This window comes from Curtobacterium sp. AC272, from assembly GCF_979258155.1.
Genome location: NZ_OZ409838.1, coordinates 3,300,880 through 3,327,147, shown reverse-complemented (window position 1 = coordinate 3,327,147; position 26,268 = coordinate 3,300,880). Strand labels below are relative to the sequence as shown.

Annotated in this window: 22 protein-coding genes, 1 tRNA gene and 6 pseudogenes; 5 read left to right on the top strand and 24 right to left on the bottom strand. The window is 69.6% G+C overall.

Annotated elements, in window-relative coordinates; all coding sequences use genetic code 11:
- Positions 1-5: 5 nt before the first annotated feature.
- The 3 genes from ACZZ0J_RS17115 to ACZZ0J_RS17105 are packed head-to-tail and all read left to right on the top strand — an operon-like array spanning position 6 to position 1,289.
- The gene (locus ACZZ0J_RS17115) at positions 6-338 is read left to right on the top strand and encodes a hypothetical protein (RefSeq protein ID WP_463437801.1); all 333 of its coding nucleotides are present in this window, start codon (positions 6-8) and stop codon (positions 336-338) included.
- Between the two features lie 13 nt (positions 339-351).
- Complete coding sequence (locus ACZZ0J_RS17110; protein WP_463437800.1) at positions 352-816, top strand: hypothetical protein; 465 nt, start codon at positions 352-354, stop codon at positions 814-816.
- The gene (locus ACZZ0J_RS17105; protein ID WP_463437799.1) at positions 813-1,289 is read left to right on the top strand and encodes a hypothetical protein; all 477 of its coding nucleotides are present in this window, start codon (positions 813-815) and stop codon (positions 1,287-1,289) included. Before ACZZ0J_RS17110 ends, ACZZ0J_RS17105 begins: the two co-directional genes overlap by 4 nt.
- Positions 1,290-1,391: 102 nt before the next feature.
- On the opposite strand, the gene ACZZ0J_RS17100 is transcribed toward ACZZ0J_RS17105, so the two are convergent.
- The 4 genes from ACZZ0J_RS17100 to ACZZ0J_RS17085 all read right to left on the bottom strand — a co-directional run bounded on the left by ACZZ0J_RS17100 (position 1,392) and on the right by ACZZ0J_RS17085 (position 3,183).
- Positions 1,392-1,889, bottom strand: a complete 498-nt coding sequence (locus tag ACZZ0J_RS17100) for a hypothetical protein (protein ID WP_463437798.1) — start codon at positions 1,887-1,889, stop codon at positions 1,392-1,394.
- A gap of 97 nt (positions 1,890-1,986) precedes the next feature.
- Positions 1,987-2,223, bottom strand: coding sequence for a hypothetical protein (locus tag ACZZ0J_RS17095; RefSeq protein WP_463437797.1), 237 nt, complete (start codon positions 2,221-2,223; stop codon positions 1,987-1,989).
- Positions 2,224-2,375: 152 nt separating this feature from the next.
- On the bottom strand, positions 2,376-2,756 hold the full coding sequence (locus ACZZ0J_RS17090; RefSeq protein WP_463437796.1) for a hypothetical protein: 381 nt from the start codon (positions 2,754-2,756) through the stop codon (positions 2,376-2,378).
- Between the two features lie 4 nt (positions 2,757-2,760).
- The gene (locus ACZZ0J_RS17085; RefSeq protein ID WP_463437795.1) at positions 2,761-3,183 is read right to left on the bottom strand and encodes a hypothetical protein; all 423 of its coding nucleotides are present in this window, start codon (positions 3,181-3,183) and stop codon (positions 2,761-2,763) included.
- 277 nt (positions 3,184-3,460) lie between these two features.
- Here ACZZ0J_RS17085 and ACZZ0J_RS17080 point away from each other — a divergent pair, with 277 nt between their 5' ends.
- A complete protein-coding gene (locus ACZZ0J_RS17080; protein WP_463437794.1) occupies positions 3,461-4,816 on the top strand; it encodes a hypothetical protein in 1,356 nt (451 codons plus the stop codon).
- 43 nt (positions 4,817-4,859) lie between these two features.
- Here ACZZ0J_RS17080 and ACZZ0J_RS17075 read toward each other — a convergent pair.
- The 7 genes and pseudogenes from ACZZ0J_RS17075 to ACZZ0J_RS17045 form a co-directional block, all read right to left on the bottom strand.
- A tRNA-Leu gene (locus ACZZ0J_RS17075) sits at positions 4,860-4,936 on the bottom strand.
- A 76-nt stretch (positions 4,937-5,012) separates the two neighbouring features.
- The gene (locus tag ACZZ0J_RS17070; RefSeq protein WP_123294735.1) at positions 5,013-6,488 is read right to left on the bottom strand and encodes an NAD(P)/FAD-dependent oxidoreductase; all 1,476 of its coding nucleotides are present in this window, start codon (positions 6,486-6,488) and stop codon (positions 5,013-5,015) included.
- A gap of 38 nt (positions 6,489-6,526) precedes the next feature.
- A complete protein-coding gene (locus tag ACZZ0J_RS17065; protein ID WP_205464068.1) occupies positions 6,527-7,027 on the bottom strand; it encodes a DUF501 domain-containing protein in 501 nt (166 codons plus the stop codon).
- 113 nt (positions 7,028-7,140) lie between these two features.
- Positions 7,141-7,674 carry an FtsB family cell division protein gene (locus tag ACZZ0J_RS17060; protein WP_111084824.1) on the bottom strand — a complete coding sequence of 178 codons (534 nt, stop codon included), beginning with the start codon at positions 7,672-7,674 and terminating at the stop codon, positions 7,141-7,143.
- Between the two features lie 154 nt (positions 7,675-7,828).
- On the bottom strand, positions 7,829-9,112 hold the full coding sequence (gene eno / locus ACZZ0J_RS17055) for a phosphopyruvate hydratase (RefSeq protein WP_111084825.1): 1,284 nt from the start codon (positions 9,110-9,112) through the stop codon (positions 7,829-7,831).
- A gap of 96 nt (positions 9,113-9,208) precedes the next feature.
- Positions 9,209-10,452, bottom strand: a pseudogene (gene hisS / locus ACZZ0J_RS17050) (histidine--tRNA ligase).
- Between the two features lie 294 nt (positions 10,453-10,746).
- The gene (locus ACZZ0J_RS17045; RefSeq protein ID WP_463437793.1) at positions 10,747-11,505 is read right to left on the bottom strand and encodes a MazG family protein; all 759 of its coding nucleotides are present in this window, start codon (positions 11,503-11,505) and stop codon (positions 10,747-10,749) included.
- A 90-nt stretch (positions 11,506-11,595) separates the two neighbouring features.
- Between ACZZ0J_RS17045 and nhaA the strand changes: the two are divergent.
- A pseudogene (nhaA, locus tag ACZZ0J_RS17040) lies at positions 11,596-12,773 on the top strand (Na+/H+ antiporter NhaA).
- A gap of 95 nt (positions 12,774-12,868) precedes the next feature.
- Here nhaA and mfd read toward each other — a convergent pair.
- The 13 genes and pseudogenes from mfd to ACZZ0J_RS16975 all read right to left on the bottom strand — a co-directional run bounded on the left by mfd (position 12,869) and on the right by ACZZ0J_RS16975 (position 26,245).
- Positions 12,869-16,475, bottom strand: a pseudogene (gene mfd, locus ACZZ0J_RS17035) (transcription-repair coupling factor).
- A 70-nt stretch (positions 16,476-16,545) separates the two neighbouring features.
- On the bottom strand, positions 16,546-17,130 hold the full coding sequence (gene pth / locus ACZZ0J_RS17030; RefSeq protein WP_123939048.1) for an aminoacyl-tRNA hydrolase: 585 nt from the start codon (positions 17,128-17,130) through the stop codon (positions 16,546-16,548).
- Positions 17,131-17,159: 29 nt separating this feature from the next.
- A complete protein-coding gene (locus tag ACZZ0J_RS17025; protein WP_123294728.1) occupies positions 17,160-17,792 on the bottom strand; it encodes a 50S ribosomal protein L25/general stress protein Ctc in 633 nt (210 codons plus the stop codon).
- A 199-nt stretch (positions 17,793-17,991) separates the two neighbouring features.
- Positions 17,992-19,359, bottom strand: a complete 1,368-nt coding sequence (locus ACZZ0J_RS17020; protein WP_463437792.1) for an RbtT/DalT/CsbX family MFS transporter — start codon at positions 19,357-19,359, stop codon at positions 17,992-17,994.
- Between the two features lie 401 nt (positions 19,360-19,760).
- A complete protein-coding gene (locus ACZZ0J_RS17015; RefSeq protein ID WP_463437791.1) occupies positions 19,761-20,672 on the bottom strand; it encodes a hypothetical protein in 912 nt (303 codons plus the stop codon).
- Between the two features lie 16 nt (positions 20,673-20,688).
- Positions 20,689-22,041, bottom strand: a complete 1,353-nt coding sequence (manD, locus tag ACZZ0J_RS17010) for a D-mannonate dehydratase ManD (RefSeq protein WP_228504708.1) — start codon at positions 22,039-22,041, stop codon at positions 20,689-20,691.
- Positions 22,038-22,478: a mannitol dehydrogenase family protein gene (locus ACZZ0J_RS17005; RefSeq protein ID WP_463437790.1), complete on the bottom strand. Its 441-nt coding sequence runs from the start codon at positions 22,476-22,478 to the stop codon at positions 22,038-22,040. Before ACZZ0J_RS17005 ends, manD begins: the two co-directional genes overlap by 4 nt.
- A gap of 47 nt (positions 22,479-22,525) precedes the next feature.
- Positions 22,526-22,807 (bottom strand): annotated as a pseudogene (locus ACZZ0J_RS17000) (mannitol dehydrogenase family protein); the annotation flags it as partial.
- Between the two features lie 110 nt (positions 22,808-22,917).
- Positions 22,918-23,325 (bottom strand): annotated as a pseudogene (locus ACZZ0J_RS16995) (mannitol dehydrogenase family protein); the annotation flags it as partial.
- Positions 23,322-24,209 (bottom strand): sugar phosphate isomerase/epimerase family protein, encoded by an 888-nt coding sequence (locus tag ACZZ0J_RS16990; protein WP_463437789.1) that lies wholly within the window; start codon positions 24,207-24,209, stop codon positions 23,322-23,324. The gene ACZZ0J_RS16990 and the pseudogene ACZZ0J_RS16995, both read right to left, overlap by 4 nt.
- Positions 24,206-24,415 (bottom strand): hypothetical protein, encoded by a 210-nt coding sequence (locus ACZZ0J_RS16985; protein WP_463437788.1) that lies wholly within the window; start codon positions 24,413-24,415, stop codon positions 24,206-24,208. The genes ACZZ0J_RS16990 and ACZZ0J_RS16985 overlap by 4 nt, the downstream gene beginning before the upstream one ends.
- Complete coding sequence (locus ACZZ0J_RS16980; protein ID WP_463437787.1) at positions 24,379-25,410, bottom strand: Gfo/Idh/MocA family protein; 1,032 nt, start codon at positions 25,408-25,410, stop codon at positions 24,379-24,381. Before ACZZ0J_RS16980 ends, ACZZ0J_RS16985 begins: the two co-directional genes overlap by 37 nt.
- Positions 25,407-26,245 (bottom strand): annotated as a pseudogene (locus tag ACZZ0J_RS16975) (sugar phosphate isomerase/epimerase family protein). The gene ACZZ0J_RS16980 and the pseudogene ACZZ0J_RS16975 overlap by 4 nt, the downstream one beginning before the upstream one ends.
- Positions 26,246-26,268 lie beyond the last annotated feature (23 nt).

Sequence of the window (26,268 nt, the reverse complement as noted above, 5' to 3'; positions counted from 1 at the left end):
CCACCATGACGGACAACAGCAAGCACGAAGCAGTCCCCGCGTCCGGGCTCAGCCGGTTCATCGCGGACCTCGGCGCTCGAGCGAAGAAGGCATGGTCAGCGGGTGTCGCTGGTGCCGCGCTCGCGATCGGAGGCATCTCGGTGACGGGGTTCTGGGCTGACGGCAAGATCGACACCGCGAAGGTCGGTGCCGCAGCTGGCGCTGTGGCGACCGGCTTCGTCGTCGGATTCCTCGCAGCCTTCCTCCCGAAGAACGCCATCAACCCGGCAACACCGGAGCTGCAGCCCGCGCAGTACGAACCGTCGAACACGGACTACCGCACGCAGCAGGACGGTTGAGGGCGGCGGCATCATGAAGACCGTTTGGTCGAAGGATGCGCTGCCTCTCGTTCCGCCCCGATTCCGGAGCATCTACCGATACCTGCTGCCGGGTATCGACTTCGGCGTTGCAGGCTTCGGGCTGTGGTCGCTGGTGCTCGGGTCCAAGATCGTCGGTGACTTCACTGTCCCTGTCTTTTTGTACGCCTGGGCAACCATGATCCTGGCCGGAGCAGTGACAGCGATGGTCAGCCTCGCGGTCATGCACGATCGCCTCGAGCTCGTCGGCCGGATCATGGTTGAGCTCGGCTTGGCGGTGTACGCGGTTCTGACGGTCTTCTACATCTTCAAGGGCAACGTCACCAGTGCACTCACGCTCACGCTCGTGGGCATCCGTATGTACGCGTCGCTCTGGCGGATATTCGACATCATCGGAGAGATGGTCCGGGAGGAACGGCTGCGGCCTACGACCCAGAACACGAAGGGTCGGCATGCATGAGCGACCAGGTAGCCATTTCGATCGTGACCACTGCCGGCGTCACCATCGCCGCAGTCCTGACCTACCTCGGCATCCTGGCGAAAGTTCGGACAGCACGCGGGGCGACGGTACCCGACGAGGAAGAGCGCATTGCTGAGGGCAAGGCACAGATCGCCGCTGACCCGGACGGCTGGGCGGACCGGGTACTCCGGTCGAACGAACAGCTAATCTCCCGCGTAGAGGCTGCTGAGCGACGTGCAGCGGCTGCCGAGAAGCGAGCCGACGAGGTTCAAAACGCGTTCGACGCGTTCAAGCGGGAAGACCGACAGCGCCAGGGCGCTCTAGCCCGGTGGCTTGGCCGGATCATGCAGGACTGGGGCATTGCCACGGAGATGCCATACCCCGAGGGGAACGACGCCGAAATCCTCGCTGACATCATCCCGTTTGCGCTCGAGGCCACCCAGCCGCGGAGACCTCGACGCGCGCCCAGCTAGTCGGTACCATCCGACGGTGCCTGGTCCACCATTCACGGCGGGAAATCAGCCAGGCATACGAACGCCCCCACCTACCTAGGTGGGGGCGTTCTCGTCGTTAGTTCAGAGGTAGGGCGACCAGGCCGCTAGTTTCGAATTCAGCTGCTGGTAGAACGCCCTGCGCTGACCGAGAGCCGTCGAGCAGTCCTCCCGCTCCACGTCCCACTTATCCTCTCCGCACAGCGAGGCGAGGTCGGTTCTGCTGATTTTCGTGAGAATGTCGTCTGTCTCGTCGACCAGAGACGACATGGAGTCTGGGACGTTGAGCTTGCGGAGGTCGCGGGACGCGAGTCCAGCCGTAACGCCCATGGTCTGTTCGCGCGTCTGACAGACATACTCGGTCGCGACGTCCGTGCCGGCGACATATCCGACGAGACATTCCTGCGCACTGTCGATCGTGTCTTGCCAGTCCGCCGCGTACTCCGCGACGACCGAGGCCACCTGATTTTCCGACGCCACCTCAACAGTTGGAGTGGGAGACTGTTCCGACGCAGACTCGCTCGAGCATGCCGATAGCGTCAATAGGGCGAGCGCGACGGTTGCTGCGGAGAGGATCTTCACAGGCTGATCGTAGGTGCCGAGCGGACGGATCGGTACACCCTCATCCGCGGGGCGGCCCATCGATCGACAGTGCCTTCTGGCCGCGGAACGCCCGCTGTCACTCGTCCTTGTCGAAGTCCTCGGGTGACGGCCCGAAGCTGTCGATGGCATACCGAGCAATCTCGTCGGCCAGCTCGCCAGCATCACGCGGCGGTTGACCGCTCTGCGAACGGTATCGATGGCAGATCCGGAGGATCTCAACCACATCGTCAGTGACGTTGTTCATGTCGGCGTTGCCGTAGCTTGCTGCCCATGCGTTGACTGTCCCTGCGGCCTGTTCCTGCAACGATGACATTTTGATTCCCAATCTTGCTGTGTGTACTGCTGTGTGCACTGGGTCGGAAAAAGCCCCGGCCATTGCGCTCCATGAGTGCGATCTGACCAGGGCTTTCCGTCTGAGCCGCCTGACGGAATCGAACCGACGACCTATTCATTAGGAGTGAGTAGCTAGGCGTAAGACATTTCGGACTCGAAGGACGGCACTTCCGCGTCTGTGTCGCGGAAACGGAGCCGGACTGTGACGCCCGGGTTTTCCTTCAGTTTGATTGCAAGCATCCCCATACTCAGGTCGTGGTTGATCACGAGCTCAGCCTGGGTGGGCGCGTTGTCCTCAAAGGTCAGAACCTCGAAGGACTTGGCATACGCGATCGCAACGCTCGCGCGCCCTCCGGCTCGACGTACTCGATCGACCACCTCGCTGGCATACTCGCCAGGGAGCGCCACCACCAGAGGCGACGTGCCGTCTTCCAGCTTCAGGAGCTCGAAGCGCTTTGGCCCCAGGGCGATCGTCTTCATGATGCGTCGCGTCTTGTCGATGCGCTTGTCCACTGCATCACCCTTCTTGGTCCTCAAACAGATCATATGCTTCATCGACTGCGTCCGACAGACCGATTTGGACGTCCGAAGCTGACTGGATGGTCCGGATGGTCTCCGGCTCGAGCTTGTGGTTGCCATCGCGATGACGGTGCACCGTCCCATGATTACAGGTGTCGATGCACAGGCGCTCAGTCCACTCATCGCCCTGCAGCTCGCTCACGATGACAGCGAACTCCGCCAACATGCCGCTTCGCGCGTAGCGAACCGTGCGCTCTGTCACTCGCATCGTAGCCGTGACGTCCGTGAAGATCGTCTGTTCTTCGGTCTCTTCGTCGGCATCCGGGCTCCACGAGCGCGCTTCCTCCGCGAAGCGCTTCTGCTCGGCAACTTCTCGGCGCGACTTACGTCGGTTCTGCCGCCCGTACTTGCCTCCGCCCACGACACGAGACTCTATCGTCTCCGGATCCGCGGGGTGGAGCCCGGCCGTCCGTCCGAACTTGTTGCGCCTGCGCCGCGCGTCGGTGCCGAGTCCGCAGCGACTCCGCAACAGCACCGCTGTCGTACTCATACCGGCTGCTCCCGCCACACGCCGATCCTTGCCAAATCAACGATCACACCACCCCGCAACCACCGGCTGCACTCCCGCGCGTGTACTTCGGCTACTCGGAGCTGGCAACGCGCATCTTCTGTGACCGCCGACCGAGCAGTATGGCCCTGTGCCCCACTCGCCCGACCACCTCAACGACAAGCAGGTCCGGGTACTCGCCTGGATCGCCGAAGGACGCCCGAACGGGACCTTCCCGCCCGACAGCTACGCGCACCGCGTCACTGCCCGCGCCCTTGAAACACGAGGCTGGCTGAGGTTGTCGGGGAAAGGCGCGGGGTGGACGGCGACCTTGACTGCCGAAGGGCGAGCGAGACTCGAGACCGAGCAAGCACGGACCCGAAATCAGGAGCAATCGCTCACTGCCGGCGCACAGCTCATTGCCGATGTGCTGGCGGCGGGTGGCTCCTTGGATGTGACCGACTGCTCCAGCCCGCGCACGGACTGGGACTCCCTGATCCGCAACGCCAACCAGTCCAAAGCTCGGCCCTACGGCAAGATGCTCGTTCGGGCTACGGGGTCTCGAGCAGGCTCAATAAGGCTGCGATTCAAGCCTGATTACTGGGATACGACCGGCCGCCCCGATGTTGCGATGCCCGCGCGACCTCGTACTCTGCACCCAGCAGTGAAGCTTTATGCCGGCGACGGGGACTGGCACTACGTCACGCAGCCTCACCTGCGCCGCGCGATCAACATCCTGGAGGGCGTCGCCCGAACGGCTGAGCGGCTTGGTATGAGCGTCAAGACCGGGGCTCCGTGGTGGAACCCTCCGCAGACTTGGCAGCAGAGTCGACAAGCAGCTTCGCATCTCCGGATTGAGCACCGCGATCGCAGCTACCGGCTGGTCATTCGTGAATTGAAGGGCGAGGGGTCGGTACGACGCGATCCCCGCGCCTCGATCAACAAGCGACTCCCTCGCTGGCTGGACCTACAGCACTTCACGTTCGTCCCCACGGGACGGATCGCGATCGACGTGGCCGGACCCGGGATGCCCAACTTCGTCGCAAAGGACACGCGATCGCAGACCCTCGAGAGCCAGCTGAGCCGGGTTCTGCAAGCTGTGCTCGTCGGCAGTCTTGAGGCCGACGAGCGTGACCAACACGTGGCCCAACGGGAAAGGTCAAAGCAAGAAGAGTGGCAAGCTGCGATGGAGCAGGCGCGGGCGAGCTGGGAGCGCTCGCAGAGAATCAGGATGCTCGACGAGCGCGCTACCGCTTGGGAACAAAGGCAGAGAATCGCTACGTACGTCGATGCTGCTGCAACTAACCCCAACGTCGACGCCAACGAGACCAGGTGGTTGACATGGGCTCGCGAGTGGCTGCGAGCCAACGAAGCACCTCGACCTCTCGAAGCGTTTGAGCTGCACGCGCCCTCACCCTCTGAGCTACAAAAGCACCTCGCGGGGTGGAGCGCATACGGCCCAGCGGCCACGTCTTCCCAACACCTTCGGCCTCAAAGCGGTGGGTAAACGGTGAGTGTGGGCAAGGCTTGCGCTTCCCTCCCAAGCGAACTGGTACCCCCGGTGGGACTCGAACCCACATCTCGGCGATTTTAAGTCGCATGCCTCTACCGATTGGGCCACAGGGGCGGGCCGCAACAGCCTACCGATGCGCGAGAGGCGGCCACCCCGAAGGGTGACCGCCTCTCGCGGACTGCTGCTGGGACTACTTGGCGTCGGCCGGGGCCTTCACGGGCTCAGCCTCGTTCGAGACGTCCTTGGCGGGCTCGCCGTACGCCGGGCCTGCGGCACCAGCGGGCTTGCCCTCTTCAGGAGCCGGAGCGGCGGCCGGAGCTGCCGGGGCCTCGGCCGCGGGCTTCGGACGGGACGCGAAGGCCTCGAACGCAGCGCGCGGGGTCTCACGGTCGTCGAGCGACGCGATGTCGCGGCCCAGGAAGAAGCCACCGACCCAGTCGCCGATGACGCGCCACTTGCGCTCCCACGACGGCATGGCCATGCCGTGGTAGCCGCGGTGCGCGCCCCACGCCAGGAAGCCCTTCATGGCGAACTTGCCGGACTGGAACACGCCGATGCCGAGACCGAGGCCCGCGACGGCCCCGAGGTTCTCGTGCTTGTAGTCGGTCGTGGCCTCGCCACGGATGGTCGCGACCAGGTTCTTCGCGAGCTGCTTCGCCTGACGGACGGCGTGCTGGGCGTTCGGCACGCAGAAGCCGCCGACGCCACCACCGGTGAGGTCCGGCACGGCGGCGACGTCGCCACAGGCCCATGCGTCCGCGATCACGCCGTTGTCGTCGACGACGCGCAGGTCGGGCTGCACGCGGATGCGACCGCGCTGCTCGAGCGGGAAGTCGGTGCCCTTGACCATCGGGTTCGCCATGACACCGGCGGTCCAGATGATGAGGTCCGACTCGATCTTCTCGATCGCGCCGTCGCTCGTCTTGAGCTCGCAGACGCCACCGACAGCCGAGGCCAGCTGGGTCTCGAGGTGCACGTTCGCACCGCGCTGCGCCAGGTTCTTGAGCACCCAGTGCGAGGTCTCGAGCGAGACCTCGGGCATGATGCGGCCCATCGCCTCGACCAGGTGGAAGCGCGTCTCGTCGAAGGAGAGCTGCGGGTAGCTCTTCAGCAGGTCGGTGACGAAGGAGCGGAGCTCGGCGAAGACCTCGATGCCGGCGAAGCCACCACCGACGACGACGACGGTCAGCAGGCGGTCACGCTCGGGACCGGCCGGCAGGTTCGCCGCCTTGTGGAAGTTCGTGAGGATCTTGTCGCGGATCGCCGCGGCTTCCTCGATCGTCTTGAGGCCGATGGCCTCGTCCGCGACACCCGGGATCGGGAACGTGCGGGACACCGCGCCGGCGGTCATGACGATCTGGTCGTAGGACTCCTCCCACGCCTCACCCTCGGTCGGGGTGATCGTGGCGGTCTTCGTCGCGTGGTCGACCTTGGTGACCTTCGCGGTGACGACGCGGGTGTTCTTGAGGTGGCGGCGGTGCGAGACGACCGCGTGACGCGGCTCGATCGAACCGGCGGCGACCTCGGGCAGGAACGGCTGGTACGTCATGTACGGCAGCGGGTCCACCATGACGACCTCGGCTTCGCCCTGGCGAAGGTGCTTCTCGAGCTTCCATGCGGTGTAGAAACCGGCGTAACCGCCGCCGACGACGAGGATCTTGGGCACGGGGGATGATCTCCTTGGATGGGGGTTTCGGAGTCGAGTCAGACTTCGCCGCCACCCGCCCCGACTCCAGCGTCTGCACCGTCATCATACGCCCGGCACTCACACCGGGAGGGCGACCAGTCCGCGCGCTCGAGCGCGAGGTCACCGATGGGGTTGACGCCGGGTCCGGCGGCGAGGGCGTGACCGACGAGGGCGTGCAGGCACTTCACACGGGTGGGCATGCCACCGGCGCTGATGCCGACGATCTCGTCGACGTGCTCGATCGACTCGCGATCGGCCAGGTAGGACTCGTGGGCCGCGAGGTACGCGGCCGCAGTGGTGTCGTCCTCGAGCAGTGCTGCCAGCTCCGGCATCACCTGGTTGGCCTCGAGGGTGCTGACCGCGGCGGTGGCCGCGGGGTGGCACAGGTAGTAGAACGTCGGGAACGGGGTGCCGTTCGACAGTCGGGGCTTCGTGGAGACGACCGTGGGGTTGCCACAGACGCACCGTGCCGCGATCCCGATGACGTCGCGTGCCGGTCGGCCGAGCTGCGCCGACACGACCTGGACGTCGCGGTCGGAGGGCGGGTCGAAGGAGGGTCGTCACGGGAACGTGAGCCTACCGGAGACCCGGCGCCCCGCGCACCGTCGCGCCGGACGGGTCCGGTTCGGTGCTACTTGCTCTCGCCGGTGCCCGAGACGTCCGGGGCCACGAGGTCGGCAGCGGTCTCGTCGGTGAGCCCGGACTGCAGCACCGAGGACAGCATCGCCTGCACCCAGTCCACCTTCGGCGTCTGGACCTTCGTGCTGACGGGCGTCCCGGAGTCCGTCGTCGGCGTGGTCTCGGCCTTGCGGTCCTCGGCCCCCATCACGAGGTAGCTCTCCTCGCCCGGGTACACGTAGAGCAGGCGGTCGCGCGCCTGCGCCTCGATGTAGGCGGGGTCGTCCCAGCGGGCGACGTCCTTCTTCTTCTGCGTGACGTCGGCCTTCTGGCTCGCGACCTCACGCTGCTGCTGGGCGATCTGTTCCTGCTGCTGGATGAGCGTGCGGAGCGACGGGGCGAGCACCACGACGAAGAGCACGATGATCGCGAGCATCAGCAGGCTGAACCCGGAGAAGTGGATCGAGCGGTACCAGGGCTGCGCCGACGTGCTGCCGTCAGGCATCGCCACGGGGACTCGGCGGACGCGGGGCTTCTGGCTGGGCACGTCCCGACGATAACCCGACCGACGCGGTGGGGGCGCCCGGCACGCGGCCGTTCGGTGGCCTCTCAGCGACTCGCCGAGGTCCGCGCACGACGAGACGCCGCCCTCTCGGAAGAGGACGGCGTCTCGGTGGTGCTGGTACTGCTGGCCCGGGTGGTTACAGGGCAGCGGCGCGCGGGAAGGCCGAGCGACCGGCGTACACCGCAGCGTCGCCGAGCTCTTCCTCGATGCGGAGCAGCTGGTTGTACTTCGCGACGCGGTCCGAGCGGGCCGGTGCGCCGGTCTTGATCTGACCACCGTCGACCGCGACCGCGATGTCCGCGATCGTGGTGTCCTCGGTCTCGCCGGAGCGGTGAGACAGGATCGAGGTGAGGCCGTGACGGTGCGCGAGCGAGACTGCATCGAGGGTCTCGGTGAGCGTGCCGATCTGGTTGACCTTCACCAGGATCGAGTTCGCGGCCTTCTCGTCGATGCCCCGCTGCAGACGCTTCGGGTTGGTGACGAACAGGTCGTCGCCGACGATCTGGACCTTGTCGCCGAGCTCGGCGGTCAGGTGCGACCAGCCTTCCCAGTCGTCCTCGGCCAGCGGGTCCTCGATCGTGACGAGCGGGTAGTTCGCGACGAGGTCGGCGAAGTACGCGGTGAACTCCTGGCTCGAGAGCTGCTTGCCCTCGAACGAGTACTTGCCGTCGTGGAAGAACTCGGTGGACGCGACGTCGAGGCCGACGGCGATGTCCTTGCCCGGGGTGTAGCCGGCCTTCTCGATCGCGGTCAGCAGGAAGTCGAGCGCCGCACGGTTCGACGCGAGCTCCGGCGCGAAGCCGCCCTCGTCGCCGAGGCCGGTCGCGAGGCCCTGCTTCTTCAGCTCGCCCTTGAGGGCGTGGTAGGTCTCGACGCCCCAACGGAGCGCCTCGGAGAACGACTCGGCGCCGTAGGGCACGAGGAAGAACTCCTGGATGTCGACGTTGGTGTCCGCGTGGGCACCGCCGTTGACGACGTTCATCAGCGGAACGGGCAGCGTGTGCGCGTTCGGGCCGCCGAGGTAGCGGAACAGCGGCAGGTCGGCCGAATCGGCAGCGGCACGGGCCACGGCGAGCGAGGCACCGAGGATCGAGTTCGCGCCGAGGCGGGACTTGTTCTCGGTTCCGTCGAGCTCGATGAGCGCGGCGTCGACGAGACGCTGGTCGGTGGCGTCGAAGCCCTCGAGCGCCGGGCCGATCTCGTCGAGGACGGCGTCGACGGCCTTGAGCACGCCCTTGCCGCCGTAGCGCGAGGCGTCGCCGTCGCGGAGTTCGTACGCCTCGAACGCGCCGGTGGAGGCACCGGAGGGGACGAGCGCGCGGGACACGACGCCGTCGTCGAGGAGGACCTCGACCTCGACCGTCGGGTTGCCTCGGGAATCGAGGACTTCGCGTGCGCCTACGGCATCGATCAGGGCCACGGGGTACTCCCTACACATTGGTTGTGGTGTTTGCGGGACCGATCCTAGCGAGCCGAGGTGAACACGACGTCGACCGTGACGCCCGGTGTGGACAACTCAGTCGAGCGGGCGGAACTCCACACCCTCGAGCGACGTCGTGTCGGCGCCGACGGTCGCGAAGGCGGAGAACCCCTGCGCGACCAGACCGGCGAGCAGGTTCTTCGTGTTCTTGGTGCGCCGTTCGAGCCGCACACGCCGGTGCGATCCGAGCGCCTCGGTCTTGAGGGCCGCGAGCCGGACCGGGTCGACGTCCTTGTCGTAGACGAGCACCACGGCGTCCGACTCGGCGGACTCCGGGAGTGTCACGAGGTCGACCAGCCGCTCGAAGCCCAGCGAGAAGCCGACCGCGGGGACGTCCTGCCCGAGGAACCGACCGATCATGCCGTCGTACCGACCGCCGCCGCCCAGGCTGTAGCCGAAGTCGGGGTGCGCGACTTCGAAGATCGTGCCGGTGTAGTAGCCCATGCCGCGCACGAGCGTCGGGTCGAAGCGCAAGTCGACGCCGGGCAGCGCTTCCCGCAGACGCAGTAGGTCGGCGAACGCGTCGGCGTCGAGCCACGCAGCTCCTCGACCGTGGTCCAGTCCGCGGCCCCGAGCGCACGGATCGTGTCCTCGAGCCCCGGCAGCTCCTGTCCGACGGTGCTGCGGAGCTCGGCGGCGACGCCGTCGGGGCCGATCTTGTCGAGCTTGTCGATCGTGATGAGCGCGCGGTCGGCGGCAGCCGGGTCCGCGATGCCCCACGACGCCAGCAGGGTCAGCAGGATCCGCCGGTCGTTGATGCGGATCGTGGTGCCGGTCACCCCGAGCGCATCGAGCGCGGCGGTCGTGGCGCGGATGAGCTCGATCTCGGCCAGCTGCCCCGGCTCCCCCAGGATGTCGATGTCGCACTGCACGAACTGGCGGTAGCGCCCCTTCTGCGGACGCTCGGCGCGCCAGACGGGCGCGATCTGCACCGATCGGAACACCGAGGGCAGCTCGGCACGGTGCGAGGCGTAGAACCGGGCGAGCGGCACGGTCAGGTCGAACCGCAGCCCGAGGTCGGCGAGGTCGAGCGGCGACTGGGCCGTCTGCAGGTCCTCGGCGCTGAGCCCGCGCTTCATGACCGCGAACGCCAGCTTCTCGTTGTCGCCGCCGAGCCCGGAGTGCAGTCGTGCGGCGTCCTCGACCACGGGGGTCTCGATCTCGTCGAACCCGTGCCGCGAGTAGACGTCGCGAACGACACCGAGCACGTGCTCGCGCCGGGCCTTGTCCGCCGGGAGGAAGTCACGCATGCCACGGGGTGCCGTCACGGTCGTCGCCATGGCGTCAAGTCTGGCAGATGCGCATCGACGAGTTGCGCGGCATGCGTCCTACTGGCATACTGCATTCAGTACCTCGGTTCGGAGCGTGCCTGATCCACTCTCCGGACCGATCGCGTGGGCACCGTGCTGCAGTGTGCCCCGCGACCCGAGCGGGTTCTGCGTGCACACCTCTCCCTGGGGGTGTGCCCACCCGCTCACGGGCGCCCTCCTTTTTCGGGTTAGGAGGGCGCCCTTCTCTTTCGGGTGCACGCACGCTGCGGCTCCCGCGCACGCACGCTGCGGCTCCCCGCGCCTTCACTCCGCGGCGCGGCCGGCTTCCTCGAGCGCAGCGACCGCCGCGCGGAGACTCGCGACCGGGTCGATCCCGTCCCGCACCGCTCCGGCGACCTCTTCCAGCATCGCGATCCCCCACGCCGGGTCCACCGCCCCCGCACCGTCGGCCGGTGCCGGAGAGCCGACCGATGCCCGAGCGGTCCCCGCTCCGGGTGCCGCAGCCGACGTGGCGGACGTGCCATGGGCCTCCCGGTCGGCAGCCGAGCCGGACGCGACGGGCGCGGCGGCCACGACCGACGCGACGGCCGCGTCGGCCGCACCGTGCTCCTCCAGGCGCTCCAGCAGCTTGACGGCCCGCTCCAGTGGCGGCATCGCGCGCGGGACGCCGTCGAGGGCGCTCGTCCGGGCCGACTTCTCCGCGGCCTTCGCCGCGCGCCACACCCGGACCACGTCGTCGACGGTGTCCGCGGTCTCGTCGCCGAACACGTGCGGGTGTCGACGGACCATCTTGTCGCGGACCCCGGCGGCGACGTCCTCCAGGGTGAACTCCCCCGCGCGTTCGGCGATCCCGGCGTGCAGGACGACTTGGTACAGGACGTCGCCGAGCTCCTCGCGGACGTCGTCCGGGTCGCCGTCGTCGATGGCGTCGACGAGTTCGTAGGACTCCTCGACCGCGTAGCGCGCGAGCGTGGCGTGGGTCTGCGCACGGTTCCAGACGCAGCCCCCGTCCTCGGCGAGCAGGCGGTCGACGACGGTGACGAGGTCCGGTACGGCGGTCATCGCGCCATCGTCTCACCCACGTATGCTGGCGGTGGTGTGTCGGGAAGTCTGGTCGACGGACAACCACCCGACCCCTCGAGACGGAGATCCATGTCGTCCCTCGTCCGCTCCCCCCGCTTCAGCGCCATCGCGCTCCTGACCGCCGCCGTGCTCGGCCTGGTCGTCGCGAACTCGCCCGCCGGCCCCGGCCTCGAACGGCTGCTTGACGCGCATCCGCCCCTGGGCGCCGTCGGCCTCGACCTGTCGATCGCGCACTGGATCAGTGACGGCCTGCTGGCGGTCTTCTTCCTGCTCGTCGCGATCGAGTTGAAGCAGGAGCTCGTCGACGGCGAGTTGTCGAACCCGAAGACCGCGATCATCCCCGCCATCGCGGCGGTCGGCGGCGTGCTCGTGCCGGCGGGCATCTTCCTGCTCGTCACCGCGGGCACCCCGTACACGCACGGCTGGCCGATCCCGACGGCGACCGACATCGCGTTCGCGCTCGGTGTCCTGGCGATGTTCGGTCGCGGGCTGCCGAGCGGCATCCGGGTGTTCCTGCTCGCGCTCGCGGTGCTCGACGACCTCATCGCGATCATCATCATCGCCGTCGTCTTCGCGCACGACACCGACTTCCTGGCCCTCGCCGGTGCCGTCGTCACGCTCGCGGTGTTCTGGCTGCTCGGCCGGATGCTCCGCCCAGGGCGCAACGGGCAGACGCTGCTCATCGTGGCGATGGTCGTGGTCGGGCTCCTGACCTGGTGGCTCGTCTACCACTCCGGCGTGCACGCCACCATCGCCGGCGTCGCGCTCGGGCTCGTGCTCCCCGCCGCCCGGGGCACACGCTGCACGAGCACGTCGAGCCGTGGTCGAACGCCATCGTGTTGCCGGTGTTCGCGTTCGCGTCGGCCGCAGTGGTCATCCCCGCCGTCGGCATCAGCGAGCTCTCGCCCACGTTCTGGGCCGTCGTCATCGCGCTGCCGGTCGGCAAGGTCATCGGCATCACGCTGTTCGGCGCGGTCGCCACCCGGATCTTCCGCTCACCAGGACGGTCGTCGTTGTCGTTCTTCTCGATCATCACCGTCGGGGTGCTCGGCGGGATCGGCTTCACGGTCTCGCTGCTCATGAACGAGCTCGCGTTCGCCCGGAACGAGGAAATCCTCGACGAGGGTGTGCTCGCCGTGCTCGTCGGCTCGGGCATCGCCATCGTCGCGTCGGCGGTCGTGGTCACGCTGCGGGCCCGGGCGTACCGCGGGCGGCGCGAGCTGTCCGAGGCCGAGGCGACCGAGTAGCTGGGCGCGGGCCGCCGGCGCGGTCCGACTCGGAACGACGTTCTCGTTGTCGTACGACATCGAGAACGTCGTTCCGAGTCGAAGTTCGCCGCCCTCTACGCGGCCGGGGCCTCCGCCGGCGTCGTCGCGCCGTACACGGCGGTGAGGATGCTCTCCACCCACTGGATCAGGGCGTCGTCCGGCAGCGCCTGGTCGTGCGGCCGCGGCATCGGGATGCTCGCCGCGTTCTGCTGCGGGAACCACTTCGCGCCCGGGAACATCCGCTTGAGCCGCACCTGCGACGAGTCGGCGAGCTCCTTGCCCGCCACGCGCAGGTTCGAGCCCATGACCACCACGTCGGACAGCCCGACCTGCTGCGCCATCCGACGCAGGCGCGAGACCTCGACCAGCGTCTGCACGGCCTGCGGCGGCTGCCCGTACCGGTCGGTGAGCTCGTCGAGCACCATGTCGATGGCGTCCTGCTGCGCCGTCGGGGCCGAGGCCGCTGACAGCTTCTGGTAGGCCTCGAGCCGGAGCCGCTCCGACTCGACGTAGTCCTCGGGGATGTGCGCATCGACCGGGATCTCGAGTCGGAGCTCGGTCTGCCCCTCGGCCACGTCACCGCGGAACTGCGAGACGGCTTCGCCGATCATCCGGAGGTACAGGTCGAACCCGACGCCCGCGATGTGCCCGGACTGCTCGCCGCCGAGCAGGTTGCCGGCGCCGCGGATCTCGAGGTCCTTCATGGCGACCTGCATGCCCGCGCCGAGCTCGTTGTTCGCCGCGATGGTCTCGAGGCGGTCCTGTGCGGTCTCGGACAGGGGCTTCTCGGAGTCGTACAGGAAGTACGCGTACCGCGCTCGCGCCCTCGGCCGACACGACCGCGCAGCTGGTGGAGCTGCGACAGCCCGTACTTGTCGGCCTTGTCGATGATGAGCGTGTTCGCGTTCGCGATGTCGAGGCCGGTCTCGATGATCGTCGTCGACACGAGGACGTCGAACCGGCGCTCCCAGAAGTCGACCATGACCTGCTCGAGGGTGCTCTCGGACATCTGCCCGTGTGCCACGGCGATGCGTGCGTCTGGAACGATCTCGGCCAGGTGCGCGGCGACGCCCTGGATGTCCCGCACACGGTTGTGCACGTAGAACACCTGGCCCTCGCGCAACAGCTCGCGGCGGATCGCGGCGGCCACCTGCAGGTCGGACTGCGGCCCCACGAAGGTCAGGATGGGGTGGCGGTCCTCGGGTGGGGTGGCGAGGGTCGACATCTCGCGGATGCCGGTGACCGCCATCTCGAGCGAGCGTGGGATCGGGGTCGCCGACATCGCCAGGACGTCGACGTTCGTCTTGAACTTCTTCAGCTGGTCCTTGTGCTCGACACCGAACCGCTGCTCCTCGTCGATGATGACGAGCCCGACGTCCTTGAAGGTGATGCCCTGCGACAGGATCCGGTGGGTCGCGATGACGATGTCGACGGTGCCGTCGGCGAGCCCGGCGATGGTCTCCTTCGACTCCTTCTCGGACTGGAACCGGCTCAGGGCGCGCAGGTGCACGGGGAACCCGGCGAAGCGCTCCTGGAACGTCTCCATGTGCTGGCGGACGAGCAGGGTCGTCGGCACGAGCATGACGACCTGCTTGCCGTCCTGCACCGCCTTGAACGCGGCACGGATCGCGACCTCGGTCTTGCCGTACCCGACGTCGCCCGACAGCAGGCGGTCCATCGGGATCGGCCGCTCCATGTCCCGCTTGATCTCGTCGATGGTGGTGAGCTGGTCGGCGGTCTCGGCGAACGGGAACGCCTCTTCCAGCTCGCGCTGCCACGGGGTGTCCGGGCCGAACGCGTGCCCCTTCGACGCCATCCGCGCCGAGTACAGCTTCACCAGGTCGACGGCGATGTCGCGGACGGCCTTGCGGGCCTTCGACTTGGCGGCGGACCAGTCCGAACCGCCCATCTTCGACAGGGTCGGGGACTCGCCACCGACGTACCGCGAGAGCTGGTCGAGCTGGTCGGTCGGCACGAAGAGCTTGTCGCCGGGGTAGTTCCGCTTCGACGGCGCGTACTCGAGCACGAGGTACTCGCGCTGCGTCTTCACCGCGTTGCGGCCGCCGGAGCTGACCTCGCGGCTCACCAGTTCCACGAACTTGCCGATGCCGTGGGTCGCGTGCACGACCACGTCGCCCGGCTTGAGCTGCAGTGGGTCGACCACGTTCTTGCGACGGCTGGCCAGCTTCTTGACGGTGCGCGCGCCCTGCTGGACGCTCCGGCCGTAGAACTCCGCTTCACTGAGGACGACGATGCGCGGATCCGGGATGGCGAAGCCGTGCTCGACGGTCGCGGTCGTGACGATGGCGACACCCGGTTCGGGAGGCGCGGGCAGGGCCTCGGCACGGGCTGCGACCCCGGCGTCGGCGAGGACCTGCACCGCCCGCTCGACCAGCCCCTGGCCCTGGGCGGTCACCACGACCGCCCACCCGTCATCGGTGAGCGCCTTGACGTGCGCGATCGCGCCGTCGGCGCTGCCCGCGAAGCTCGGCACTGCCTCGGCGCGGACGCGGATGTACTCCCCGCCTCGGCTGCTGCCTCGGCGTCGGTGAGCACGCGCGCTGTGTCGCCTTCGTCGAGACCGGAGTCGAACGGCGACACCGTCCACCAGGTGCGCTGCCCACGGGTGTTCTTGAGCTGCTGCACCGTCAGGAAGTTGCCGGCGTCGAGGTCGATCGGCGCCTGGGCCCCGGCGACCGCGGCGCTCCACGCGGCCTGCAGGAACTCGGTGTTCGTCTCGGCCAGGCTGTTCGCGCGACCGTTCACCCGCTCGGGCGAGAACACCGCGATGGTGGCGTCCTCGGGCAGGTACGAGGTCATCGGGACGAGGTCCTGCACGAGCGCGGGGGCGAGGGACTCCATGCCCTCGACCGGGATCCCCTCGGCGATCTTCGCGAGCATCTGGGACAGGTTCGGGAACTCGTGGAGCATCTCGCGCGCCCGCTGCCGGACGTCGTCGCTGAGCAGGAGTTCGCGCGAGGCCGTGAGTTCGACCGAGCCGAGGTCGTCCTCGGTCGTGCGCTGGTCGGCGACCGAGAACGCCTTGACGGCCTCGATCTCGTCGCCGAAGAAGTCGACGCGGACGGGGTGGTCCGCGGTGGGCGGGAAGACGTCGAGGATGCCGCCGCGCACCGCGAACTCACCGCGCCGCGTGACGAGGTCGACGCGGGCGTAGGCCATGTCGACGAGCTTCGCGGCGATGGCGGCCAGGTCGTTGCCGCGCGAGTCGGTGCGCAGCACGACGGGCGCGAGCGAGGTCAGGTTGGCGGCGATCGGCTGCAGCGCTGCGCGGACGCTCGCCACGACGATGGTGGTGCGGCGATCGGTGGCCTCGGCCGCGGACCACGACGCGAGCCTGCGGAGCGTCGCGATGCGGGTGCCGACGGTCTGGGCACTCGGGCTGAGACGCTCGTGCGGCAGGGTCTCCCACGCCGGGAACTCGAGGACGTCGGCGTCGGGGACGTAGCTGCCGAGGGCGTCGCGGACCGCTTCGGCTTCACGCCCCGTCGCCGTGATGACGAGCACGCACTGCGGCCCGTTCCGCTCGGCGAGCAGCGCCCCGAGCAGCGGGACCCGCAGGCCGTCGACGACCGAGAAGTCGGCGTCACGAGGCGCGGCGCGGAGCACGCGATCGAACGCGGAGGCGCGCGAGAGCGCAGGGATGATGCCCGAGATCGTCACTCAGGAGATGGTACCGGCCCCCACCGACACCGCCCGCGTGGTGCGCGACGGGCGAACACGGCCGGCGCGGTCAGGACGGTGCGTGCACCCGCTGCTGCGCGGCGACGAGTCCGACCTCGGCGATCGCCTCGACCGCGTCCGCGGCGTCGGCCAGCAGGATGGGCAGCGACTTCTTCTCGGCTGCGGAGAAGTCACGCAGCACGTAGTCGGCGGGGTCCTGACGACCGGGCGGACGACCGATGCCGACCCGCACGCGCGAGAACTCGTTCGTGCCGGTGGCCTTGATGATGTCGCGCAGGCCGTTGTGCCCGCCGTGACCCCCGCTGCCCTTCAGGCGGACGGTGTCGAACGGCAGGTCGAGCTCGTCGTGCACGACGACGAGGTCGGCCGGGGTGGCGCTGTAGAACCCGAGGACCGACGAGACCGGTCCACCCGAGGTGTTCATGAACGAGCCGGGCTTCGCGAGCACCAGGCGCGGACCGCCGGGCACCAGGCGCCCCTCGGCGACCTGGTTCGGCGTCTTGTGCTTCTTGAACCGCGCACCCATGCGGGACGCGAGTTCGTCGAGGACCATCTGGCCGACGTTGTGACGGTTGCCGGCGTAGTCGGGCCCGGGGTTCCCGAGTCCGACCACGACCAGCGTTCGATCCGCCACAGCGTCGACCAGATGCCTTGGAAGGGGTGTTACTCGGAGTCGACCGGCTCGGAGCCGCCCTCGGCACCGGCTTCGGCACCGGCCTCGGCCGAGGCCTCGTCCGCAGCGTCGTCGTCAGCGGTGCCACGCGGGGTGACGATCTGCACGACGAGCGCCTCGCCGTCGGTCTCGAGCTCGGCGCCCTCGGGGAGGGTGAGCTCGGCGGCCGTGATCTGCTTGCCGTCCTCGAGGCCCTCGACGTCGACGACGACGTGCTCCGGGATGTCGGTCGCGAGGACCAGCAGGGAGACGGTGTTCAGGTCCTGCACGTGGATCGTGCCGGAGAAGGACTCGCCCTCGATGACGACGGGCACGTCGACCGTGACCTTCTCGCCGCGGCGCAGGACCACGAGGTCGATGTGCTCGATGATCTGGCGCACCGGGTCACGCTGGACGTCCTTGACGAGGGCGAGCTGGGCAGCACCCTCGATGTCGAGGTCGACGACCGCGTTGGCGGTACGGACGAGCAGCATGGTCTCGTGACCGGGCAGCGAGATGTGCTTCGGCTCGGTGCCGTGGCCGTAGACCACTGCCGGGATCTTGTCGGCGGCGCGGAGCTTGCGCGCTGCACCCTTGCCGAACTTGGTGCGGACGTCCGCTGCGAGCTTCGTGTAGTCGGCCATGGTGCCTCCTGGTCTCGGGGGTCGACACCGGCGGTCCGGCATCGTGGGGGTCTGTGGTGTTGCAACTCGAACGCGTGCACGCGTGAGGAACGTTCCCTGGGCTGGGCCGGGTCTCCCACCGCGTCGATCACGGCCGCTGTCGCGGCCCTCGCCGAAGTCAATCACCGACTCTACCAGCACCCGCCGGGCGTGTCGTGCCTCAGTGCCCCGCGGCCACCGCCTCCTTCGGCACCCTGAGGAACGACAGCACCACGAAGGCGAGGACGTAGAGGCCGACGAACGTCCAGACCACGCCACCGGGCCCACCCCACGGCAGGACGGCGCTGACCACGGCGTTGCCGAGGAAGGTCGCACCACCGGCCGCCGTGGCGTACATGGCCATCGCGGCACCCCGACGCTCCTCGCCGGCGAAGGCGGGGACGATCGCGCCCATGGGTGTGAACCCGGCGAGCATGATGCCGAACACCGTCCCCGCGGCGGTGGCGAGCCAGAAGCCCCACTCGGAACCGGCCGGCACCAGGTGCGGGACGTACCACCAGGCCAGCAGCCCGATCGCCGAGGCGCCGATGCCGAACCACTTGACGGTGCGGATCCAGCCGATGCGGTCGCCGAGTGCGCCGAAGAAGGCGTTGAACAGGATGTTGCCGGCGTAGACGATCACGGTCATCGTGAGCCACTTCGACTGGCCCCACCCGAGCTCGGTGCCGATGATCGCCGGCATGATCACGAACATGCCGAACTCGGGCGCCGTGTTGACGAGCCGGATCAGGACGGCGAGCAGGACCTTGGGGCGCGTGATGCAGACCTCGATGCCGCTGGCGATGACCCGTGCGGCGGAGTGCGCGCGGGGGGCGATGCGGCCGAGCCCGGTCTGCTCGTGCACGCCGAACCGGACGATCACCCAGCCGGCCACGACGAGGACGAGCGACAGGGCCATCGACCACGTCTCCCCCGTGTGACCGCCGCCGAACGCGGGGATGCTGCCGATCGCGATGAGCGAGCCGAGCGTCGGCAGGCCACCGGTGAAGACGACGTAGAACCAGCCGACGGCCGTGGCGTTCCGGTCGCGCGCCACGGTGTGGTTCACCCAGCAGAGGAACGAGAAGGCGAACAGCGGGAACCCGAGTCCGCGCAGGAAGTACGTCAGGGCGATCAGCCCGACCGACCCGGTGGGCAGCGCCGCGAGGAACGCGACCTGGAACACCACCCACAGGACGGCGCCGATCGTCATGACGCGGCGCGGACCCCACAACTCGGAGAGCACGCCGGCGAAGTAGGACGCCACCAGGACGGCGACGCCGTAGATGGCGATGACCATCGCGGCGCTGTCCGTGCCGCCCGAGCCGAGGGCCGCGGCGATGTGCGGAGCGATGAAGTTCGACTCGATGCCGTCGCCCGTCATGAAGACGAGGACACCGAGGAAGCCCCAGCGCAGCGGGTGCGGGATGCCGAGGCGGGCGATGAAGCCCTCGCGCCCGGCGGCCGGTGGAGCGGTGGCAGGTGGTGCGGTCGTCACGCCGTTCGGCGGGGTCAGGGTCATGGTGCGGTTGGTGCGGGGTTCCGACATGTGTCGTCTCTCCTGGAGGGGCCCCGGAGTGCTCGACCCGGCATCGCGGCATGTCTCCGGGGTGCGCCGCGCGCCACGCACCCGACCGCCCGCGCAGTGGCTGCGGGCGGTCGGGGCGTCGGCGATGATGCGAGTCCTGTACCCGGGGCGCCCCGTGCTGATGCGGAGACGGATCCCGGCGGACCATCGCCGGCCCGAAGCATGGTGTCCGACGTTAGACCGCTCCAACACCCCTCGTCAAGAACGACAACTGTTGTGTAACGATCGGCGGTCGTGCCGCGCGGAGGAGTCGTCCCGGGCGTAGTGGGTCGTTCCGGGCGTAGGTGGTCGTTCCTTTCGGCCGAGGACGCCCGATTCGACCTTCCATCGCGCGCGTGATGGGACCGAACGCTCCGCGAGGATCAGCGACCGAGGCTGCGCCGGTGCTCCTGCGCCGCCGCCAGCAGCTCGCGGGCGTCGTTGCTCGTGGCCTCGGCGGCGTCGCGCGCCTGTTCCCACCGCGCGACCTCGGCGTCGGCCTGCTCGAGCTCCCGCTGCAGCTGGCTTCGGCGCTCCTCGGCCCACTCGAGGTCCGCCTCCGCGGCGTCGAGTGCGGCATCGGCGTCCCGGGACTCGCTCCGGGCGGCGGTCTCCGCCTGGCGCGCGGCCTTCCGCGCAGCGGCCGGGTCACGCTTCGGCTCGGGCTGGGCGTCCGGCTCCGGTCCGTCCTGGGGTTCCGTCTCCGTCGACCGGGAGGCACGGCTCGCCTTCCGCGCGCCCCTCGCCTGGGTGATCGGAATGGGTGGGGCATCGCTGCCGGACCAGGCGTCCGGCACCGCGTCCGGGTCCGCGAGCGCCCCGTCCAGGTCGACCGCGTCGAACCCCACGCTCTCCAGCGGCGTCACGAGCAGCCCCGAACGCACAGCGGCGCCTGCGTGCGGGTCGGCCATCGCGGCCTCGATCGTCGCGCGCACCTGGTCGAGCACGGCGGGCGTCGCGGGGTGTCCGGCGTCCGAGGCGAGGTCGGCGCCGGCCTGCGTCAACGCCTCGATCACCTCGGAGCGTTGCTGTCGGAGTGTCCGGATCGCTCCGGGGTCGGCGTCGGCCTGCGCCGTGCGGAGGGCGGGTCCGAGGTCGACCGCGTCGTCGAGGGCGCCGTCGTGCGCGAGCAGGTCCACGACCCACGCTGCCGGTGCCGGCTTCCGGAGCTTCCCGATCGCCGCCGCCAGGGCCCGGTCGTCCTTCCGCACCGCGCGCTGGCGGGCGGTGCGCTCGGCGATGAAGTCCCCGGGTGCGACGAGCAGCAGCTCCCTGGCGACGTCCGCGAACTCCATGCCCCCAGCCTGCCCGCTACCAGTCGTGGACGGTGCCGTCGGCCAGGCGGTTGAACGGCAGGTAGGCCTGCTCGTACGGGTACTTGCCGGCCTCGTCGACGTCGAGGCTGACCCCGAGGCCGGGCTCGTCACCGGGGTGCAGGTAGCCGTCCGTGAAGGTGAAGGTCTGCTGGAACACCTGGTTCGTCTGCGGGCCGTGCTGCATGTACTCCTGGATGCCGAAGTTGTGGATCGCCATCCCGAGGTGCATCTGGGCGGCCAGGCCGACGGGCGAGATGTCGGTCGGCCCGTGGAACCCGGACTTGATCTGGTACATCGCGGCGTAGTCCATCGTCTTCTTGAGCGGGGAGATGCCGCCCATGTGCGTGACGGCTCCGCGGACGTAGTCGATGAGCTGGTCGCGGATGATGTCCTTGAAGTCCCAGATCGTGTTGAAGACCTCGCCGATCGCGAGCGGCGTGGTGGTGTGCTGCCGGACGAGCTTCAGTGCCTCCTGGTTCTCGGCGGGGGTGCAGTCCTCGAGCCAGAACAGGTCGTACGGCTCGAGCGACTTGCCGAGCTTCGCGGCCTGCAGCGGGGTCATCCGGTGGTGCCCGTCGTGCAGGAGCGGCAGTTCGGGTCCGAACTCGTTGCGGACGGCCTCGAACACGGTGGGCACGTGGCGCAGGTAGGCGCGGGTGTCCCAGTCCTCCATGGCGGGGAAGGCTCCGCGCTGTGCCGGCTCGAAGTCGTACCGGACGCCCTCGTTGCCCTCGGTGGTCTTGTTCGAGGCGATGCCGTAGATGCTCTCGAGACCGGGGACGCCGGTCTGCACGCGGATCGAGCGGTAGCCCTCCTCCTGGTGCTCGCGGATCGAGTCGAACAGCTCGGGGAGCTCCTTGCCCGAGGCGTGTCCGTAGGCCATCAGCCCGGTGCGGGATGCACCACCGAGCAGCTGGTAGAGCGGCATGCCGGCGACCTTGGCCTTGATGTCCCAGAGCGCCATGTCGACCGACGCGATCGCGGCCATCGTGACCGGGCCGCGACGCCAGTACGACGAGCGGTACAGGAACTGCCAGGCGTCCTCGATGCGGCTGGCGTCGCGGCCGATCAGCAGCGGCACGACGTGCTCGGACAGGTACGCGGCGACGCCGAGCTCGCGGCCGTTCAGCGTCGCGTCACCGAGGCCCGTGACGCCGTCGGCGGTCGTGATCTTCAGCGTGACGAAGTTCCGGTTCGGGCTGGTGACGATCACCTCGGCGCGCTCGATGAGCTGGCCGCGGTCGGCCGACGCCCACGTGTCCGGACGCCCGGAGGTGTGCCCGGTCGCCGCGCCGGTGTCGGCGGCGCCCGGCACCGGGGCCGCGGGGTTCGTGGTGGTGTCGGTCATGCGTGGACTCCTTCGTCGGTGCTGGTGGTGGTGCGTGCGGCGGTGCTCGCCGCTCGGATGTCGTCGGCCGCCGCGGTGATCGCGTCGACCACGTCGGTGGTGTCGAGGTCGGGGGCGATGACGCGCAGCACGTCGCGCACGTCCGAGTCTGCCCCGGGGGCTCCGTCGTCGTCCACGAGGTCGGGCTGCGTCGTGACGTGGAGCCACCACGCGGCGATCGCGGTCGCGGCGCCGGGCCCGATGCCGGCGGACGGCTCACGCTCGAGTCGGTGCCGCACGACGTCGACGACCCGAACGGGCAGCTTCTGCGATCCACCGGAGGCGATCTGTCGCAGGGTGTGCCGGATGCGGGGGTTCTGGAACCGGTCCACCAGGGCGGCACGGGCGTCGGTGACCTCGTCGGCGGCAGCGGCAGTTCGCGGGCGGCCTCGTCCCACAGCTGCTCGACGGCGGCACGGCACACCGGGTCGTCCACGGCCGCGGCGACGGTCTCGTGCCCGCGCTGGAGCCCGAGGTACGCGAGCAGCGAGTGCGAGCCGTTCAGCAGCCAGAGCTTCCGCTGCTCGTACGGGGTGACGTCGTCGACGACGCGCACGCCGGCGGTCTCCCACGCGGGGCGGTCGATCCCGTCGAAGGCGTCCTCGAGCACCCACTCCGCGAAGGGCTCGGTGACGACGGGGACCCGGTCCCCGGCGAGCGCTCCCGGCAGGGCGGCGAGGCCCTCGACGTCGGCGTCGGTGGTCGCGGGCGTGATCCGGTCGACCATCGACGACGGGAACGAAACGTTCGCCTCGATCCAGCGCGCAGTCCGGGGTCGGTGGTGGCACCCAGCACGGCCTCGCGCAGCACCGCGCCGTTGTGCGTGAGGTTGTCGAGGCTGACCAGCGCGATGCGCCCGCCGCCGGCCGTGCGCCGGGCGTCGAGCCCCGTGACCAACCGGGCGGGGACGTCGGAACCGGACCGGTAGCCCTGCTCGGTGACCGTCAGCGTCACGATGGTGGTCTCCGGGGACGCGACCACGTGCCTCCAGGCCGTGTCGTCGCTGCCCGGGTGGGCGGCCACGATCGTGTCGACCACCTCGGCGTCGTCGCCGGACGCAGCACGCGTGACCAGCGTGTACCGGCAGTCCTGCGCGGTGAGGGCGTCTGCCGCCGCGGGCGAGCGGCCGGTGAAGGCCGTGATGCCCCACGGGTCCCCCGTGGTGTGGGCGGTGTACCAGGCGAGGTGGGCGCGCGCGAACGCGCCCACCCCGAGGTGGACGATGCCGGGGCGGCGATCGGTCATGCCGACACCGGGACCAGGGACCGCAGGTACGCCAGGTTGTCGGCGGTGCGGGCCTCGAGGGGCAGGTCGGTGGAGAAGTCCTCGATGGTGACCCAGCCGTCGTAGCCGACCTGGCGGAGGGCGTCGAGGTACTCGGAGACGGACGCCTGCCCGGTGCGCAGCGGTGCCCACTCGTTCTGCCAGATCGTGCTGCCGTCGGCGCGGGTGTCGCCGGTGTCGACCCAGCGGGCGTTCTTCACGTGGGCGTGCGCGAGGTACGGGCCGAGGAGCTCGAACGCGGCGAGGTGGTCCTCCTGCCCCTCGATGACCAGGTTGCCGAGGTCGTGGATGACGCCGACGTGCTCCGGGTCGAGGCCGTCGACCAGCCGCAGCGCCGCCGAGGCCGAGGGCGTGATCGTCATGTGGTGCAGCTCGACGAGCGCCTTGACGCCGAGCTCGGTCGCCCGGGTCACCGCCCACTCGAGGTCGGCGCGGGTGCGGTCGAAGATCTGCCCGTACGTCTCGCCGGTGCGTTCCTTCTCCTGCCGGTACATCGGCATCGAGACCCGCACCTGGCGGGCGCCGAGCTCGCTCGTGACGCGGAGCATCGTCTCGACGCCCTCGTGGTCCGACGCCTGCTGGTACCCGCCGATGCCGGAGTACTCGAGCCCGGCGGCGTCGGTGATCCGGGCGATCTCGCCGACGTGGTCCTGGATGCCGGTGAACTGCCACGTGGAGTTGTTGCCGGCCCAGAACGAGCGACCGGCGGGCACGACGGCGCCGTCCGCGGGGCGGTCGTCGACGATGCGCCACTCGACGCCGTCCCAGCCCTGCTCGGCCAGCGTCGAGGCGGCCTGCGACGGGGTCCAGTCGGGGGTGGAGGCGGTGAACACGGAGAACTTCATCGGGTGACTCCTTCGGTGGCGGTGTCGGACGCTGCTGCAGCGCCCACCACGGGCACCACGTCGTCGTACTTGCCCTCGATCACGTCGTCGATCCGGACGGGCTGCCCGAGCGTCGCACTGATGTACAGCCCGCGGACGGTGGCGAGCGACACGAGGGCCGCGTCGACGGTCACGCCGGGCTCACGGCCCTCGCGGATCGCGGCCACGATGTCGGTGTACTGCCGGCCGTGCCCGCGGCGAAGTGGTCGGGCTCGGCCGGGCCGCCGACGACGTGCTCCGGCGGGACGACGTCGTCCTTCTGGTCGACCGCGCCCGCGACCGCCGAGGCGTTCGAGGTGGTCGACGCGGACTCGAGGGTCGCGGCGTCGGGTGCGATGTGGAAGTACGCCAGGCGGTCGTCGTCGACGATCGCCGACCCGTGCGTGCCGTACACGGCGTAGCGCGCGGACAGGCCCGGGTACGCGGCGGTCGTGCAGTGGATGACGCCGAGCGCGCCGCCGGCGAACCGGACGGTGGCGACGGCGGTGTCCTCGACCTCGATGCGGTCGTGCGCGAGCAGCCCGGTCTGGGCCGAGATCTCGACCGGACGGCCGAGTGCCCAGACGAGCAGGTCGACGGTGTGCACGCCCTGGTTCATCACGGCGCCGCCACCGTCGAGCGCCCAGGTGCCGCGCCAGTCGCCGGAGTCGTAGTAGCCCTGCGACCGGTACCAGGCGACGCTCGCCAGGCCGGAGGTCACGGTGCCGAACCCGCCGTCGTGGGCGGCTGCGGCGACGGCGGCCGAGGCCGGGTCGAAGCGGTGCTGGCTGATGACGCTCGTGACGAGTCCACGGTCGCGTGCCGCCGCGGCGAGCGCGGCGATCTGCCGGGCCCAGGGCATCGTGGTGTCGAGGGGCTTCTCGATGACGACGTGCTTGCCGGCGGCCAAGGCGGCCTCGGCGAGCTGCACGTGCATGCCGGAGGGCGAGCAGATCGCGACGACGTCGATGTCGGTCTGCGCGATCGCCTCCTCGATGGTGGACGTCGTGACGGGGCGGGTGGCGCCCATCGCCTCGATCTCGTCGGCGGCGCTCGTGGCGGCGGCGGGGATCGCGTCGACGAGGGCGACGACCTGCAGGTCCGGGTGGTGGACGGCGACCTTGGCGTGGTGGCGTCCGATGACGCCGGCGCCGACGACTGCCAACTTCAGTGGGGTGGTCATCGCAGGGTGACTCCGATCTGGTCGGTGAGGGTGCGGAGGGCACGACCGGCACGACCGAAGGCCGCGGGGCCGGAGAACCCGCCGAGGGAGGTGAAGTCGCTGAGGTGCGGCTCGAGCGAGGCGTAGCCGGAGTAGCCGGCGTCGCGCAGCGCGGTGAGGGTCTGGAGCAGTTCGCCGTCGCCCTCACCCGCGGGGACGACCGACGAGTCGGCGGCCAGGGCGTCCTTGACCTGCAGGTAGTCGACGTAGGGCGCGAGCTGCGCCCACCCGTCGGTGAACGGCTTGACGCCGCACTGCACGTAGTTCGCGTTGTCCCAGGCCAGTCGGAGCGCCGGCGACCCGACGCCTCGACGATGTCGAGCACGCGCGAGGGGACGTCGCCGTAGATGTCCTTCTCGTTCTCGTGCAGCAGGGTCACGCCCTCGCGTGCGGCGAGGTCGGCCAGGGCGCGCATCCGGACGAGGACGTCGTCGCGGACGTCCTCCGGTTGCCGGCCCTCGAAGTAGAACGAGAAGATCCGGATGTTCGTGGTGCCGAGGGCGTGCGCGGCGGCGATCGCGCGGCCGAGCCGTCCGACCTCGTGCTCGACGGGCTCGTCGACGGAGACCTTGCCGATCGGCGAGGCGATGGCGGACACGGTCTGTCCGCGCTCCTCGAGCAGGCGGTGGAGTCCGGCGAGCTGGTCCTCGTCGAGGTCGACGACGTTCACGCCCCAGGCGCTGCGGACCTCGATGGCGCTCGCGCCGAGCGCCTGCAGGACCGCGACCTGGACGACGGGGTCTGAGTCGATCTCGTCGCCGAAGCCGGAGAGTTCCCACGTGGGCTGGTCGGTCATGGTGTCCTTTCGTGTCGGACGGG

What these genes read in the sequence shown, in the direction of transcription:
- ACZZ0J_RS17115 (WP_463437801.1), top strand. Translation starts at nt 6, where the DNA reads ATGACGGACAACAGCAAGCACGAAGCAGTCCCCGCGTCCGGGCTCAGC.
- ACZZ0J_RS17110 (WP_463437800.1), top strand. Translation starts at nt 352, where the DNA reads ATGAAGACCGTTTGGTCGAAGGATGCGCTGCCTCTCGTTCCGCCCCGA.
- ACZZ0J_RS17105 (WP_463437799.1), top strand. Translation starts at nt 813, where the DNA reads ATGAGCGACCAGGTAGCCATTTCGATCGTGACCACTGCCGGCGTCACC.
- ACZZ0J_RS17095 (WP_463437797.1), bottom strand. Translation starts at nt 2,223, where the DNA reads ATGTCATCGTTGCAGGAACAGGCCGCAGGGACAGTCAACGCATGGGCA.
- ACZZ0J_RS17045 (WP_463437793.1), bottom strand. Translation starts at nt 11,505, where the DNA reads ATGACCGCCGTACCGGACCTCGTCACCGTCGTCGACCGCCTGCTCGCC.
- ACZZ0J_RS17025 (WP_123294728.1), bottom strand. Translation starts at nt 17,792, where the DNA reads ATGGCCGACTACACGAAGCTCGCAGCGGACGTCCGCACCAAGTTCGGC.
- ACZZ0J_RS17020 (WP_463437792.1), bottom strand. Translation starts at nt 19,359, where the DNA reads ATGTCGGAACCCCGCACCAACCGCACCATGACCCTGACCCCGCCGAAC.
- ACZZ0J_RS17015 (WP_463437791.1), bottom strand. Translation starts at nt 20,672, where the DNA reads ATGGAGTTCGCGGACGTCGCCAGGGAGCTGCTGCTCGTCGCACCCGGG.
- manD (WP_228504708.1), bottom strand. Translation starts at nt 22,041, where the DNA reads ATGACCGACACCACCACGAACCCCGCGGCCCCGGTGCCGGGCGCCGCC.
- ACZZ0J_RS16990 (WP_463437789.1), bottom strand. Translation starts at nt 24,209, where the DNA reads ATGAAGTTCTCCGTGTTCACCGCCTCCACCCCCGACTGGACCCCGTCG.
- ACZZ0J_RS16980 (WP_463437787.1), bottom strand. Translation starts at nt 25,410, where the DNA reads ATGACCACCCCACTGAAGTTGGCAGTCGTCGGCGCCGGCGTCATCGGA.